This window comes from Ensifer sp. KUDG1 (assembly GCF_050434285.1).
Classification (GTDB): domain Bacteria; phylum Pseudomonadota; class Alphaproteobacteria; order Rhizobiales; family Rhizobiaceae; genus Ensifer.
In genome coordinates this window covers 449,511-464,008 of sequence record NZ_JBNDIG010000001.1, presented here as the reverse complement: position 1 = coordinate 464,008, position 14,498 = coordinate 449,511, and the positions used below count along the sequence as shown (strand labels likewise).

The window sequence follows — 14,498 nt, the reverse complement described above, 5'->3', positions numbered from 1 at the left end:
ACTACCAGCGGCGCTCAAAGCGACGTCGCAACAGAATGGCTCCAAGGTTCATGACGACCAGGAAGATGAGAAGAATGATGATTGCGCCAGAGGTGCGCTCGACGAAGGCGCGTTCCGCCTCGTTGGCCCACATGTAGATCTGCACCGGCAGCGCAGTCGACGGCTCCATCGGCGAACCGGGAAAATCGACGACGAAGGCGACCATGCCGATCAGGAGCAGCGGCGCGGTTTCGCCAAGCGCATGGGCAAGACCGATGATGGTGCCGGTGAGGATGCCAGGCATGGCGAGCGGCAGCACGTGGTGGAAGATGGTCTGCATCTTCGACGCGCCGAGCCCGAGGGCCGCCGAGCGGATCGACGGCGGGACCGCCTTCAATGCTGCACGGGTGGCGATGATGATGGTCGGAAGCGTCATCAGCGTCAGCACGAAGCCGCCGACGACGGCTGCCGAACGCGGCATGCCGGCGAAGTTGATGAAGACGGCAAGGCCCAGGAGACCGTAGACGATCGACGGAACGGCCGCGAGGTTGTTGATGTTGACCTCGATCAGGTCGGTCAGCCGGTTCTTCGGCGCAAACTCCTCGAGGTAGATCGAGGCGGCGACGCCGATGGGAAGCGACAGAACCAGCACGATCAACATCATGTAGAGCGAGCCGAGGGCAGCGACGCCGACGCCTGCCGCTTCAGGACGGCTGGAGGCACCGAAGGTGAAGATGCCGGTGTTGAAGCTCTTCTTCAGGATGCCGGCGCTGGCCAGCTCGTTCATCCAGGTGACCTGCTGGTCCTTGACCTTGCGCTTGCCCTCATCGACCGAGAGATCGATCTGGCCCTTGAAGGCGGAGTCGATGTTGGCTTCGGCCAGCAGCGTGACGGGAACCGTCTTGCCGATGATCGACGGGTCGGCGACGACCATGTCGCGCAGCAGCGTGCGGGAGCTGGCGGAAACCATGTCGGTCGCCTGCTTGACCTGCGGCCTCTTGGTGGCGTCGATGCCGAGCTGCTTGACGAGCGCATCGCGCACCAGCAGCGGGTAGTTGGCGGTCATCAGCACCTTGCCGTCGGTCGCGCGTTCGCCTTTGGGGTCGATGACCTTTTCGGTGAACTCGATCGGCAGCGTGATCGTCGTCTGCTGGAATGCGGTGTAGCCGTTGGAAAAGACGGTCCACAGCAGCAAAGCCAGGAAGAAGAGACCGGTGCTGATCGCGGCCATGCCGTAGAAGCGGAAACGGCGTTCGGCAGCATAGCGACGCTTGATGCCGATATCGCGCTTGGCGGATGCGGGACGGGCGGAGATCCGGACGGTCGGGGAAGCGATGTCGGTCATTCGTACTGTTCCCGGTATTTGCGCACGATGTAGAGCGCGTAAATGTTGAGGCCGAGCGTGATAACGAAGAGCGTGATGCCCAGCGCGAAGGCCACCAGCGTCTGCGGCGAGGTGAACTCAAGGTCACCCGTCAGCTGGTTGACGATCTTCACCGTCACCGTCGTCATCGGCTCGAAAGGATTGATCTGCATGCGGGCCGCGACACCGGCTGCCAGCACCACGATCATGGTCTCGCCGACGGCGCGCGAGGCGGTCAGCAGCAGCGCGCCGACGATGCCGGGAAGAGCGGCGGGAAGGATGACCTTCTTGACCGTTTCCGAGCGAGTGGCGCCAAGGCCGAGCGAGCCGTCACGCAGGGCCCGCGGCACCTGGGTGATGATGTCGTCCGACAGCGACGACACGAACGGGATCAGCATGATGCCCATGACGATGCCGGCCGTCAGCACGCTCTGTGCCTGGATGAAGTTCTGGTAGTTGCCGGTCATGAGACCGTTCATCTGCGCCGAGATATCGCGCAGGAACGGGCCAACGGTCACCAGTGCAAAGAAACCGTAGACGATGGTCGGAATGCCGGCGAGCACTTCGAGCAGCGGCTTTGCGGTGGAGCGCAGGCGCGGGCTTGCATATTCCGCCATGTAGATCGCCGCAAAGAGGCCGATCGGCACGGCGAAGAGCATGGCGACGAAGGCGATATAGAGCGTACCGGCGAGGAGCGGGATCAGGCCGAACTGGCCCGAAGCGCCGCCGCTTCCGGCAGCTGCAAAGCGCGGATCCCAGACCGTGCCGAAGAAGAACTCGAACGGCGAGACCATGGTGAAGAAGCGGCCGGCTTCCGACAGCATCGATGCGACGATGCCGACCGTCGTCAGGATGGCGATAGAGGACGCGACGATCAGCGAGCCGAGAATGACGCGCTCGACCTGGTTGCGGGCGCGGAAGCGGGTCGCGACGTTGCGGATGGCGTAGACGCCGCCGGCGATCGCGATCAGCAGAACGGCGGCTGTCATCAGCCAGCGGTTGGTCGCGGTCATCGCATTGAAGTGCTTGGCGACGGTGACCATGTAGGGGTCGCCTTCACCGGCAAGGGCAACGCCCTTGGAGGCGAGCGTCGCGCGCAGATTGGCAGAGCCACTCTCGAGCGCTGCGAGTTCCTCGCCGCTCAGGCGCAGAAGGCCACCGGCAACGGACTTGACCTGACCGAGCGCGAGCTGCACGGCGGCAGGGCCCTGGCTCTGGACGGTATCCGGCAGGGCCGCGCGCGTGCTTCCGTCGATATAAACGGGAGCGGCGAACAGCCAAGTGCCGAGAACGAGTACGGCCGGAAGCATCGCCCAGATGGCGACGTAGCTACCGTGATAGCCCGGCAGAGAATGAAGGTTGGAGAGCTTGCCGCCGGACTGCGCCAGCGAACGGGCGCGGCCTGCAAAATAAGCAATGAAACCAATAACAATAATGAGCAAAAGAAGGAGCGAAGTACTCATCCGCACGTCTCCCCGGCATCGCCCGTCATGGGTGCCGGCAAATCGAATGAAGGCATGCCCCGGCGCGAAGACATCGCGCCGGGGCTTGTCGTTATCAGAGCATGTTGCCGGCAGAGAAAGCCTTGCGGATTTCTTCGCGCTCAGCGTCCGGAGCGGCAACCAGGCCGTATTCGGCGAGCGGGCTTTCCGGGCCGATCATCTGATCGTCGAGGAAGAACTCAACATATTCCTTGAGGCCCGGGATAACGCCGAGATGTGCCTTCTTGACGTAGAAGTACAGCGGGCGGGAAACCGGATACTCGCCGGAAGCGATCGTTTCGGTCGACGGTACGATGCCGTTGACGGTCGCGACCTTCAGCTTGTCGGCGTTGTTTTCGTAGAAGGACAGGCCGAACACGCCGATGCCGTTCTTGTTGGCAGCGATGCGAGCGAGCGTTTCGGTGTAGTCGCCGTCGATGTCGACAGCCAGCCCGTCCTTGCGGACTGCGACGCACTTGCTGTGCTGCTGCTTTTCATCGGCAACGGCAGCCTTGATCACGTCAACGGCGCCAGCGTCCTTGCAGCCTGCAGCGAGGATCTTTTCTTCGAAGACTTCGCGGGTGCCGTGCTTTTCACCCGGGATGTAAGCGGCGATTTCGACGGCCGGCAGGGCGGCGTTGACTTCGGACCACTTCTTGTAGGGGTTGGCGACGACCTTGCCGTCGACGACGACTTCAGCAGCGAGCGCCTTGTAGAGGTCTTCCGGCTTCAGCGCGAGGTCAGCATTGCCGGCGTCGGTCGCAAAGACGATGCCGTCATAACCGATCTTCACTTCCTGGATTTCGGTGACGCCAGCGGCCTTGCAGGCCTCGACTTCGCTGTCCTTGATCTTGCGCGAGGAGTTGGCGATGTCGATGGTGTCCGGGCCGACGCCCTTGCAGAATTCCTTCAGGCCAGCGGAGGAGCCGCCGGATTCGACGACCGGGGTCTTGAAGTCGGGGAAGGTCTCGCCGAACGTCTCGGCGACGATCTTGGCGTAGGGAAGAACGGTCGAGGAGCCAGCGACCTGAACCTGATCGCGAGCGGCGGCTGCGCCGGCAAATGCGGCCGAAGCTACCAGCGCCGCGACAGTGAGTTTAAGAGCTTTCATAAAAGTTCTCCCGGAATGGGCTTGTGTTGGTGTGCGCCAAGCGTTGCAGCGCTCTTCGCCGTCTTATCGGCTGCCCCTAACTAGCTGCCGATGGCCACACCTTTTATGTCAGTTTGACGAAACATTTATGACAGCTCATGTCATTGAAAATGCTAATGAAAAATAAACGGTCCCGGGTTTTCCCGCGCCAATATGTCAGAAGCGGACCGTAAAAGTCGTACCTTTACCGACCTCGGAATGGATGAGGAGGCGGGCGCGGTGGCGCGTAAGAATGTGCTTGGCGATGGCAAGGCCAAGGCCGGTGCCCTTCTTCGAGCGGCTGGCTTCGACATTGACCCGGTAAAACCGCTCGGTGATGCGCGGCACATGTTCGGCCGGAATGCCCGGGCCATAGTCCTTGACGACGACTTCAGCCTCGCCGCCCTCGCCGCCGCGCAAGGTGACGTCCACCTTCTTGCCTTCCTGGCCGTACTTGCAGGCATTCTCGATCAGGTTCTCGAAGACCTCGATGAGCTCGTCCCGTTCGCCGCGGACGACCACGGGCTTGTCCGGCACGACGAGCGAGACCGTGACATCCAGATCCTTCGCCAGCGGCAGAAGGCTGTCGCGGACATGCCCGAGCAGAGGCGCCAGATCGACCGGATCATCGGGCGCGATGTGCGAGCGCAGCTCCAGCCGCGACAGCGACAGAAGATCGTCGACGAGCCGGCTCATGCGGGTCGCCTGCTCGTGCATGATGCCGAAGAACTTTTCCTGCGCCTTCAGATCGTTGCGCGCCGGCCCCTGGAGCGTCTCGATGAAGCCGCGCAAGGACGCCAGCGGCGTGCGCAGCTCGTGGCTGGCATTGGCGACGAAGTCAGAGCGCATGCGGTCGATGCGGCGCGCCTGGGAGATGTCGCGATAGGTCAGCAGGAAGATCCGCTTGACCGGCCCGTCGCCCGGAATCTCAGCCGGAGCGACGCGCACCACATAGACGGCGTCGGACGGCAACTGCTCGTTATGCTCGATCTGGTTCGCCTTGCCGGTCGCCATCGTCTCGCGGACCATGTCGAGGATGCCGGGCGAGCGCACCCGAGCGGCGAGATAGGTGTTTGGCGGGATGGTCCCGAAGGCCTTCTCGGCGGCGATGTTCTGGAAGACCACCGTCTCGTCGGCGGCAATCACCAGAACCGGCATGTCGAGTGCGTTCAATGCCGGCACGAGCGGATCGCTCGCCGGGCCGGCAGCAACCACCGCCTTGGCCGGACTCAGGATCACCGAGGCCGGCGCGCTACGGTTGAGCAAGGCGGCGACGAGAACGATCCAGAAGGGCAGGACAATGAGGAAATGAATGCCCGCGACGGTCGCAAGGATCGCCAGCAGCACGGTCAGTCCCAGCAGCCAGCGCTCTGCTTTCAGTCGCGGAACCAGGTTCCGCCAGAACGCTTTCGAACCGTCCACCTCGACATCCTCGTGAATCACTTTCTTTTCCTCCCGGACCAAAATGGTCGAGGAATAGCGATCCTTCATGACATGATTTTCACGACCGGCTTGAATCCGCAACGCAATTATGGCCTCCTCCAACGAAATCGGGTCGCAAGCGCCTTCTCCATCAGACGGCAGGCGCGGGCCCGAAAGTTTGAAAACGCGCATGATCCTTCCGATGATCGAGGCCGGTTTTCGGGCCCGTGCGCCAAGCCGAAAGGGCGAACCGATGGCGTCGACGGAAACGACGGACAAGGCTGAGAACCGCGCAGTGGAACTCGAAATCGACGGCAAGAGCCGCGTTTTCGACATCGACAATCCCGAGTTGCCGAAGTGGATCGACGACGCATCCTTTTCCTCCGACGACTATCCCTACAAGAAGAAGCTCGACGAGGACGAGTACACCGAGACGCTGGAAGCGCTTCAGGTCGAGCTGGTCAAGGTCCAGCTCTGGCAGCAGAAGACCGGCAAGCGCATGATGGCGCTGTTCGAGGGCCGGGACGCTGCCGGCAAGGGCGGTGCGATCCATGCGACCATGGACAACCTCAACCCCCGCTGGGCGCGCGTCGTCGCGCTGACCAAGCCGACCGAAACCGAGCACGGCCAATGGTATTTCCAGCGTTATGTAGCGACGATGCCGACGGCTGGCGAATTCGTGCTGTTCGACCGCTCCTGGTACAACCGCGCCGGCGTCGAACCGGTCATGGGCTTCTGCACGCCCGAAGAGCACAAACAGTTCCTGAAGCAGGTTCCCCGCTTCGAAAAGATGATCGTGCATGAAGGCATCCAGTTCTTTAAATTCTGGATCAATATCGGCCGCGAGATGCAGCTCAAGCGCTTCCACGATCGCCGCCACGACCCGTTGAAGATCTGGAAGCTGTCGCCGATGGACATCGCGGCGCTCAACAAATGGGACGATTACACCGCCAAGCGCGACGAGATGCTGAAGGCGACCCACACGGATCATGCGCCCTGGACGGTGGTGCGCGGTAACGACAAGCGGCGGGCCCGGCTCAACCTGATCCGCCACATCCTGCATTCGCTCGATTACGACGGCAAGGACAAGGGTGCGATCGGCGAGATCGACGACAAGATCGTGGGATCCGGCCACGGCTTCCTGAAATAGACGCCGGCCCCCTCAGAGCCGGCAAAGCTGAGCGGCCGGCAGGTTTTCCTGCCGCCCTGTCTCGAAAAGCCTTGGCGACCGGTATTATTGCCCCGGCAGGACGCGGATGGCGTAGAGGTTGAGGCTGTTGCCCTCGCCGGTGATATCGCTGTTGATCACGATCTGGCCGGGCGAACTCGGCGCCAGACTGCGGTCGAAGGTGACCTTGAACAGCATGTCGATCCGCTCGTCATGCACGGTGAAGCGGTAACGGCCGCATTCGCCGAGCGAGGAGAAATTGCACTCGACGGCAAACTCCGTGGTCTTGCCGGGCTCGGCCTGCACGGTCAGCGCCAGGGTCGACGTCTTGCCGGAGAGTTCGGCGAGAACGGCGGCCGGGATCTCGATGGTGATGTCCCCAGCCGCGTCGGCGACTTGCGAGGTCAACAAGACACGCCGCCCGCCTTCGTCGTCCACAGGCTCGATCTTTGCCTGCGCCCCGGGCGCGATCGCGCCGGTTTCCGTCGGCTTGAAGACCTCCACCCAGTCACCGGTGAATCCCTGCTGGGCACCCAGCGTCTGCAATCCGGCGGCGCCATCGAAGTTTTCGGAGGCAACCGATGCCGGAGGGTTGGCGACATTGGTGTCGCGCTCGGCGGCGGATTTCAGGAGATCGTTGGTCTGCACCCACCAGGCGGCGGCCCCGACTGCGGCTGCAAGCGTGAGAACCACCATGGTGAAAGACAAAAAGCGGCTGCGCTTGCGCCGGCGCTTGCGCGTATCTCCGCGGACCGTCGGCGCAAGGCCCGCCGCTTCGCCAGCATCCGCCGTGCTCTCGGCCGCTGCCCGCGTCGACACCACCGGACCGTCACGATCGGCACGCAGACCGCCGAGACCACCGAGACCGCCGTCGCTCGCCGCCTGACGCGGCGCGTCAGCGGCAAAGCCGGGCTCCCGACGACCCGTTGCCGGGGCCTGTGGCTGGTTCTGCGGCGGTGTCTGGGTCTGGGGTTGAGGTTGGGCCTGCGCCGGGGGCTGCGACCGGACTTGCGGCTCGACCCGCGGCTGTGCGGCCCCACGCGCCCGCGCGGCATCGTCGAGGCTGACCACCGGCGGCGCCGGCTGTCGCGTCCTCAGCGCCGCCCTCTCCTCCGTTTCGATCGCATGGATAACGGCTTCGAGCCGATGGCGCTGCTGGGCGATGACGTTGCCGTCCTCGATACCCTGCTTCTGCAGTCCGGTTTCCAGCGCCTGGCGGGCAGATTGATAGATGCGCGCCCGCGTTTCCGCATTGGAGCGATCGGAGCGCTCAAGGGCATTTCTGATTGCAGTCTCAAGTCCGCTCACATCAAGTCCTTCTGTGTAGGCAGGGCTTTGGACCTGCCGGCGCGCCGCGGTTGACCACCGCTCTCGATCCAACCGCAAGGGCATAAGGGTTAAATCTGGAGGCACGCCGTTGGTTTTGTTAACAATTGCGTAACCGCTGCTGCCAAAATCCGCAAGTCCGGCGACGAGCGCTGCCGGCCAAGGCGGGGGAAAACGCTTTGCTTGGCCGCGCCTGCGCGAAAAAGAGGCGGCGACATCGCGGTCAAGCCGCCCTTTGCAAGCGGCGAACTTGCTGCTATCTATTTTGACGTTTACGCAAACGTCAAAAATTTGGCGCGCCTTATCGAGGGATGGAGAAACCGATGCCGCTTCCGCCAATTCTTTCCGGAACGACGAGACTGCCGGTTGTCGGCGCCCCCCTGTTCATCATTTCCAACCCGAAGCTGACGATCGCGCAATGCAAGGCCGGCGTGATCGGCGCCTTCCCGGCGTTGAACGCCCGCCCGCAATCGCAACTCGACGAATGGCTGGCGGAGATCACCGAGACGCTCGCCGATCACGATGCCAAGAATCCGGGCCGGCGCGCCGCGCCCTTTGCCGTCAACCAGATCGTGCACAAGTCCAATGCGCGGCTCGAGCAGGACCTGATGCTCTGCGTCAAGTACAAGGTGCCGGTCGTCATTTCCTCGCTCGGCGCCGTGCCGGAGGTCAATGCCGCCATCCATTCCTACGGCGGCATCGTGCTTCATGACGTCATCAACAATCGCCATGCCAATTCGGCGATCCGCAAGGGCGCCGACGGCCTGATCGCGGTTGCTGCCGGCGCCGGTGGCCATGCGGGCACGCTGTCCCCCTTCGCATTGGTCCAGGAAATCCGCTCCTGGTTCGACGGGCCGCTGCTTCTGTCCGGTGCGATCGCGACCGGCGGCGCCATTCTGGCGGCCCAGGCGATGGGCGCCGACATGGCCTATATCGGCTCGCCCTTCATCGCGACGGAGGAAGCGCGCGCCAGCGACGCCTACAAGCAGATGATCGTCGACAGCAACGCGGCCGACATCGTCTACTCCAATTACTTCACCGGCATCCACGGCAACTACCTGAAGCCCTCGATCTCGGCCGCCGGCATGGATCCGGAAAACCTGCCCGAGGCCGACCCGTCGAAGATGGATTTCGGCGCAGCGACTGACGGCGCCAAGGCCTGGAAGGACATCTGGGGCTGCGGCCAGGGCATCGGCGCAGTCAAGGAAGTGACATCCGTCGCCCGCATGGTCGACCGGCTGGAGCGCGAATACGACGCGGCCCGCACCCGCCTCGGCCTGCATTCCGCACCCGCAGCGACAGCCAACAAGGAATTTTCAAGTTCTCGCAACTGATGGCTTGAAATCTCGGCGCTTTGCGTTTATCAGCGCCTCACATTCGTTCCGCGGACTTCCGCGGAACTGCCTCCGGGCCGCTTTAGCTCAGTCGGTAGAGCACATCATTCGTAATGATGGGGTCACGTGTTCGAGTCACGTAAGCGGCACCACTTCTCTCCCATAAATCAAACCGACCTTTACGTAGCGAACGCAGGCTATACCGCGTGAACCTTCCAGCCGTGGAGAGGGTTCGCCAGCATTCCTGGCACTTTCACGCCTTCAAGTAAAATTTCCAGGCCCTTCGCGCTCGGCAACTGGCGCCGCTCCGGGAACCACGGCCGGTCTGGGGCGACGGCGATCAGAAGTCCCTCGTCGTCACCAATGGCGGCAAAGCTGGATGAGGCCTGGCCGAGAGTGGTCACCGCGAACGTGCGGGCGAATTCGGCAGCGGTGCCGACAACATCATCGGCTGGAACACCGACTTCGCTGACGCAGTCCAGGTCCGAGCCCCCAAAGGGTCCTGTTTGGGACGAGCCAGCGAGCCTGCGGCGACCGATCAGTTCGAGAACCGCATTGTCGGGACCTCCGAAATAGACGGATTTCGACTGCCAATCGCCCTCCAGCACCGCGCATTCTCCGTTGTCCGGCACGCGTTGCAGCGGGGTGCGTTGCTTCAACCATGACATTGCGGCATCAAACCGCTCATAGCCCACATTGAACGCCAGATGGACACCGCGCGGCGGCTCGCCGATCGCAGGAACCAGGAAAATCTCGCTCCATCCGACGCGGATCGAACTTTCGATCGCCGGCAACTCAAGCAGGTCTCGAAAGAAGGCAACGCTTTTCGAAACATCGGACGTTGGCAATGTCAGTTTACGGATGCGCATGGAGCCTGATCCTATCGCGAGTGAGTGACTCGTGACGGATACAACCTCAAGCCAACTTGAGGTCAAGACGGACGCCGGTGGCAGTGCCTGATCAAAGCAGCAGCAGCTTCTTCAGCACCGAAAAGACTTCCTTGTAGGGCAACCTGGTTGCGCCGGCGACGGCGAAGGGGATGAGGGCGGCGGCGGCGACCGGCACGACGGCGTCGCGGCTGATGAGCATGGTCGAGAGTTTCTTGGTCGCGTCGAACAGCTTGCCCGGGTCGGCGATCTCCTCGTCCGCTTCAGGGCCGGGATCGGCCGCCACATTGCGGCCGAGCACCTTGCGTTCGGCGGCGCGCTGGAAGCGGGTCGCCTGCACCCCGAGCATCAAGAGACCGCTTTCCTTCAACTTTGCCAGCGGCTTGGAGAAGGCCGACAGCGGATAGGCGAAGAAGGCGATGACGATCGCCAGCCACCCACTCATGATCATGCTGAAGGTCGTCATCGACAGCGTCTCCTGCAGGAGGTGCTTCATGACGGCGGCGGCGATCGCGGCACTCATGCCGAAGACGAAGAACATGTAGGCGTTCGGGTACTGCGACAGGAAACCGAGCCCGCCCTTGCCATCGGGATGGGCGGCGACGAGGCGCAGTTCCAGATCGGCGATCTTTCGCAATAGCTGCGCCCAGACAAGGTGCCGCCAGACGCCGCGCAGGAACAGGAAGACGAAGAACGGCAGGCTGACGCAGATCGACCACCATCCGGCCGCCGTAATCCGGTTGCCCTCGGCCGTATGCTGCACAGCCCAGAAGGAAATGTCCGACGTGTGGAAATTGAGGAACGACAGCAGCGCGGCCAGCGCCGCAAGGCCGAGGCAGATCAATTCGGCGAGCCGGGAGTCGCGCCGTTTCAGCGCCGTGGATATCGCCTGGGCGGCCGCCGGCATCGAGCTCGGCGCGATCAGCGGCGCGTGGGCAAACTGCCCGAGCTTGATGCGCAGGCCCCGTTCGACCTGTTGCTCGGCCAGCACAAAGGCGGCGATCGCGATGAAGAACTTCGCCCACACGCCCGGGTCGGTGAGGAAGGAACCTTGAGCGTGATCGAGCGACAGGCTGTCGGGCAGGCCGAGCAGAAAGGGAACGCCCCAGGCAAGCGCGACGAAAACAAAGGCGCGCTTGCCCGACTGCAGCGCGTTGGAGCGCAGGAGCTTCAACCGCGCCTGAAGCTCGAAGAACGGCCCGCCATGCGAAGCGAGATACTCGGCGATCTTGCCTTGCCGCGTCGCCGCGGGGTCCCCGGCAGGCTGGCTGCCGGGCAGATTGTCTCCGGGGACCGCTGCGCTCATGGCGTCAATCCTCCACGACCTGCCAATTGTCGTTCGGGTTGAATTGCCGGATCCCTTGCGCAACGCTCTCGGTCTTGTCGCCGAGATCGGCCTGGTAGACCGTCCCATTGCGGTTGACGACGAAGGTGTGCACGCCCGTCGCCCCATAGCGCACAGGCCAGGCGACCAGCGCGAAGCCGGCGATCATGTTGCCGTTGATGATGTAGTCGAACTTGCCGCCGGCGATGTTGTCGCCCTGGCTCGTCAGCACCCGGTAGCGATAGCCGAAATAGCCCTTGCCGGCTTGCGCCTTGGCCAGCACCGCGCCATCGGCGAGCGCTTCGCCGGCCGGGCTCTGCGGCTCGCCTTCGCCGGCGGGCCAGTAGAGCCCGTCGGTCTTGCCCTCGCTGCTGATCAGCTTCTGCGCGTATTCGAGCACGCCATCGCCGTCATGATCCTCGAGCGCGTATTCCTCCTGCGCCTCGACATAGGCGCGGACGGTCGCGATCGTGTCCAGTTCGTTGCGGCCGACGAGGCGATTGGCGATCTCCTCGAGCCCGACATAGGTGTCGAAGGCCCACTTGCCGTCGTCGCCCTTGGCGATCGGGAACGGGAAGGGCCAGAGCACCTCGCCGATCTCCAGAACCTTGCGGTTCTCGACATCCTGCACCGCCACCTTCTTCTTCACCCCTGCCTGAATATCGGCATAGGCATCCATGACGCCGTCGCTCGTCTTGGCCTTGGCGGCATCAAGGCCGACGAGATTTGCGAGCTTGTCGAAATCGCCGGAAGCGACGGCCGACTTGAAGGCGTCGACGGCTTGTTCCGGCGTGTCGAACACCGGCGGATCGCTTGCTGCCGCATAGTCGGAGAGCGGCGTGTGCGCCGCGGCATCCTGCGCCGACGCGAACGCCACGGAACCGCTGACGAGCAGGGCGGCAGCTACGGAGGACAGGAGCAGATGATGTACGCGCTTGGTCATTTTCGTTCTCCTCTCCTTCAGTTACCGGTGCCGTCCGCCGCCACCACCGCCGCCGCGCTTGATTTCGCGATGCGGCTGGCCACCACCGCGCTGGCCGCCGCCGAGCGCCTGTCGACCGCGATCCGACTGGACCTTGGTGACCCGTCCACTCTGGACCTGGCCGAGCGCCGATGGCTTGCCACCGCCGCCACGATCGACCTTGCCACCCGGTTTCGGCTTGGCGACCTGCCGGTCGGCCCGGGCCGCGGGCTTGGCATTGCCGATCTTGCCGGCACCGTCAGGCCTTGCCTTGACCTGGCTGCCCGGCTTGCGGTCGCCAGGAGTTGCGTTGGCTCGCCCGACATTTTCGCGCTGGCGCGCCTCGACCTTGCTCTTGCGGACATCGTCGACCGAGACCCGGCTACCGGCCCGGTTTGCCGCCGCGCCGACCTGGTCGGTGCGGGCCACCTTCGCCCGGTTGGCGATGTTGTTGCCTTTCGCCGACTTGAAGTCCCGCTCCATCGAGGTGCGATCGATCTTGGCGAACTGGTTCTTGTCGAAGCTGATCTTGCTGCGATCGACATTCTTCCAGTCGACGTCGTTGAACTTCACCTTGCCGTTGACGTTGTTGAAGCAGTTGTTGCAGTCGATATCGACATCGCCGCCGTTCCAGCGCCCGCCCCAGACACCCCAGTCGTCCCAGTCGACGACAGCGGCAAAGGCAGCGCCCGTGACCACGCCGGCAAAGAAGGTCGCCGTCGGATAGTAGTAGTTCGGATAGGGCTCGGGATAATAGGCTATCGGGGCCGGCTGATAGCCCGGATCATAGAGCATCTGCGGCTCGTATTGCGGGACGTAGATTTTTTCCGGATCGGCGGCCTGGATCACGACGTTGTTGTTTTCCTGCTTCACCACCACCTTTTCGTCCGACTTGATGACGCCGTCGGCGACCGCCTTGTCGCGCAATTGCTGGATGGCGACGAGCACATCCTGCTGCTGGTAGGCGAGCGCGTCGCTGAGCGACTGGGTCCAGTCGAGGTCGTCGCTCATCATCTTGACGATCTGGGGGTAGTTCAGCAGCGAAACGATGCTGCCGTCCCAACTGTCCTTCGGCTTCATGTCCTTCTTGGTCTTCGAATCCTCAAGGAAGCGCTCCGCCTCGACGATCTGCAGCGGATAGAGCGAAGCGGAGGTCACGAGCGCCACGAGTTCGTCGGGATAGAGCGCAATGCGCGCGACGAGGACCTCGAGTTCGTCTTCGCTGAGCGGCTGCGGCGCCTCTTCGCTCGCCGCCTGGGTGGCGGCCTGCTCCTGCGCCAGCGCAGTGCCCACCGCAAACGAACCCGTCAGCATGGCAAGCAATGCCACCGTCGGCGCACGCAAAGAACGAGGTCGGTCGAACATGGTCTCTCCTATCCAGGCACAACGATCAACAAACGAGCCCGGGAGATCCCCCGGCTTGGACGTCAAGGCGCCGGCCATGCGGCCGGCGGAGCAATCGCGAGAATTCCCCTTCGCTGTCGTCGACGTCCCCTTGCGCAAGACGGATGCTTGCATTGGGAACTAGGTCGCTTGTCAGAAAGCCGAATGGGACAATCAGGAAGAGCGGCATGAGCACCGGCAGCCAGGTGGCCAGCTGCCGGTGAATTTTAGCTAAGAGAAACAGAACGCCCGGCAAATGCAACCGGAAAATGAGGCCATATCAGCGTGCACGCCTCCTTTCTTGCGCGATGCCGTCGGCCGGAGCCTGTGCCGGCAGCCGGGACGGCCGAACTTCATGGCGGCCGGCTCCGGCTCCGTGCATCATTTCAGGCTGCCGTCGCCGCTTCGATCCGCGGTTTTGAAATCCGCCATCACCCGATCCAGAAACTCGTTCCGGCTGATCTTGCCGTCACCATTGGTATCGGTGGCGGCAAACTGCTGAGCGTTCAGCGCCTGCTTCGTCTCCTCGGACGTCAGGTTTCCGTCCTTGTTCTTGTCGAGATTGTCAAAGGCGCTCGCCATGAAGGCCTCGTACTCGGACCGCTCGACCGCGCCGTCCTTGTTGCTGTCGAGCGCGCTCATCTGTCCCTGGTTCATCGTCGCAGCTTGCTGCGCGATCGCCGGTGTGATCTGGCCGAGCGCAAGCACGCTCATAAGAACGATTTTCTTCATCCTGCTTTG

General features: G+C 63.2%; 12 protein-coding genes and 1 tRNA gene. 3 read left to right on the top strand and 10 right to left on the bottom strand.

Annotated elements, in window-relative coordinates; genetic code table 11:
• Position 1: 1 nt before the first annotated feature.
• The 4 genes from pstA to phoR form a co-directional block, all read right to left on the bottom strand.
• A complete protein-coding gene (gene pstA, locus M2267_RS02345; RefSeq protein ID WP_205237174.1) occupies positions 2-1,324 on the bottom strand; it encodes a phosphate ABC transporter permease PstA in 1,323 nt (440 codons plus the stop codon).
• Positions 1,321-2,805 carry a phosphate ABC transporter permease subunit PstC gene (gene pstC, locus M2267_RS02340; RefSeq protein ID WP_429112242.1) on the bottom strand — a complete coding sequence of 495 codons (1,485 nt, stop codon included), beginning with the start codon at positions 2,803-2,805 and terminating at the stop codon, positions 1,321-1,323. The genes pstA and pstC overlap by 4 nt, the downstream gene beginning before the upstream one ends.
• 94 nt (positions 2,806-2,899) lie before the next feature.
• The gene (locus M2267_RS02335; protein WP_043622347.1) at positions 2,900-3,934 is read right to left on the bottom strand and encodes a substrate-binding domain-containing protein; all 1,035 of its coding nucleotides are present in this window, start codon (positions 3,932-3,934) and stop codon (positions 2,900-2,902) included.
• A 195-nt stretch (positions 3,935-4,129) separates the two neighbouring features.
• Positions 4,130-5,395, bottom strand: coding sequence for a phosphate regulon sensor histidine kinase PhoR (gene phoR / locus M2267_RS02330; protein WP_043622440.1), 1,266 nt, complete (start codon positions 5,393-5,395; stop codon positions 4,130-4,132).
• 232 nt (positions 5,396-5,627) lie between these two features.
• Between phoR and ppk2 the strand changes: the two genes are divergently transcribed.
• Entirely contained in the window at positions 5,628-6,524 is an 897-nt protein-coding gene (ppk2, locus tag M2267_RS02325; protein WP_043622436.1) for a polyphosphate kinase 2, read from the top strand.
• Between the two features lie 84 nt (positions 6,525-6,608).
• On the opposite strand, the gene M2267_RS02320 is transcribed toward ppk2, so the two are convergent.
• Positions 6,609-7,850: a biotin transporter BioY gene (locus tag M2267_RS02320; protein WP_429112240.1), complete on the bottom strand. Its 1,242-nt coding sequence runs from the start codon at positions 7,848-7,850 to the stop codon at positions 6,609-6,611.
• Between the two features lie 341 nt (positions 7,851-8,191).
• Here M2267_RS02320 and M2267_RS02315 point away from each other — a divergent pair, with 341 nt between their 5' ends.
• Positions 8,192-9,202: an NAD(P)H-dependent flavin oxidoreductase gene (locus tag M2267_RS02315; RefSeq protein ID WP_429112238.1), complete on the top strand. Its 1,011-nt coding sequence runs from the start codon at positions 8,192-8,194 to the stop codon at positions 9,200-9,202.
• A gap of 76 nt (positions 9,203-9,278) precedes the next feature.
• Positions 9,279-9,354, top strand: a tRNA-Thr gene (locus tag M2267_RS02310).
• A gap of 45 nt (positions 9,355-9,399) precedes the next feature.
• Here M2267_RS02310 and M2267_RS02305 read toward each other — a convergent pair.
• From M2267_RS02305 to M2267_RS02285, 5 genes are all read right to left on the bottom strand, one after another.
• Positions 9,400-10,071 carry a VOC family protein gene (locus tag M2267_RS02305; protein ID WP_429112237.1) on the bottom strand — a complete coding sequence of 224 codons (672 nt, stop codon included), beginning with the start codon at positions 10,069-10,071 and terminating at the stop codon, positions 9,400-9,402.
• Positions 10,072-10,162: 91 nt separating this feature from the next.
• Positions 10,163-11,395 carry a hypothetical protein gene (locus tag M2267_RS02300; protein WP_429112235.1) on the bottom strand — a complete coding sequence of 411 codons (1,233 nt, stop codon included), beginning with the start codon at positions 11,393-11,395 and terminating at the stop codon, positions 10,163-10,165.
• A 4-nt stretch (positions 11,396-11,399) separates the two neighbouring features.
• Positions 11,400-12,356, bottom strand: a complete 957-nt coding sequence (locus M2267_RS02295) for a DUF2950 domain-containing protein (protein ID WP_429112234.1) — start codon at positions 12,354-12,356, stop codon at positions 11,400-11,402.
• A 21-nt stretch (positions 12,357-12,377) separates the two neighbouring features.
• A complete protein-coding gene (locus tag M2267_RS02290; protein WP_429112232.1) occupies positions 12,378-13,739 on the bottom strand; it encodes a DUF3300 domain-containing protein in 1,362 nt (453 codons plus the stop codon).
• A 399-nt stretch (positions 13,740-14,138) separates the two neighbouring features.
• Positions 14,139-14,489, bottom strand: a complete 351-nt coding sequence (locus M2267_RS02285; RefSeq protein WP_429112230.1) for an EF-hand domain-containing protein — start codon at positions 14,487-14,489, stop codon at positions 14,139-14,141.
• Positions 14,490-14,498 lie beyond the last annotated feature (9 nt).

Bases quoted from the DNA above. Each gene is read 5' to 3' on its own strand.
- ppk2 (WP_043622436.1), top strand. From the start codon at position 5,628: ATGGCGTCGACGGAAACGACGGACAAGGCTGAGAACCGCGCAGTGGAA.
- M2267_RS02290 (WP_429112232.1), bottom strand. From the start codon at position 13,739: ATGTTCGACCGACCTCGTTCTTTGCGTGCGCCGACGGTGGCATTGCTT.
- M2267_RS02335 (WP_043622347.1), bottom strand. From the start codon at position 3,934: ATGAAAGCTCTTAAACTCACTGTCGCGGCGCTGGTAGCTTCGGCCGCA.
- M2267_RS02295 (WP_429112234.1), bottom strand. From the start codon at position 12,356: ATGACCAAGCGCGTACATCATCTGCTCCTGTCCTCCGTAGCTGCCGCC.
- M2267_RS02285 (WP_429112230.1), bottom strand. From the start codon at position 14,489: ATGAAGAAAATCGTTCTTATGAGCGTGCTTGCGCTCGGCCAGATCACA.
- M2267_RS02300 (WP_429112235.1), bottom strand. From the start codon at position 11,395: ATGAGCGCAGCGGTCCCCGGAGACAATCTGCCCGGCAGCCAGCCTGCC.
- M2267_RS02305 (WP_429112237.1), bottom strand. From the start codon at position 10,071: ATGCGCATCCGTAAACTGACATTGCCAACGTCCGATGTTTCGAAAAGC.
- pstC (WP_429112242.1), bottom strand. From the start codon at position 2,805: ATGAGTACTTCGCTCCTTCTTTTGCTCATTATTGTTATTGGTTTCATT.
- pstA (WP_205237174.1), bottom strand. From the start codon at position 1,324: ATGACCGACATCGCTTCCCCGACCGTCCGGATCTCCGCCCGTCCCGCA.
- M2267_RS02315 (WP_429112238.1), top strand. From the start codon at position 8,192: ATGCCGCTTCCGCCAATTCTTTCCGGAACGACGAGACTGCCGGTTGTC.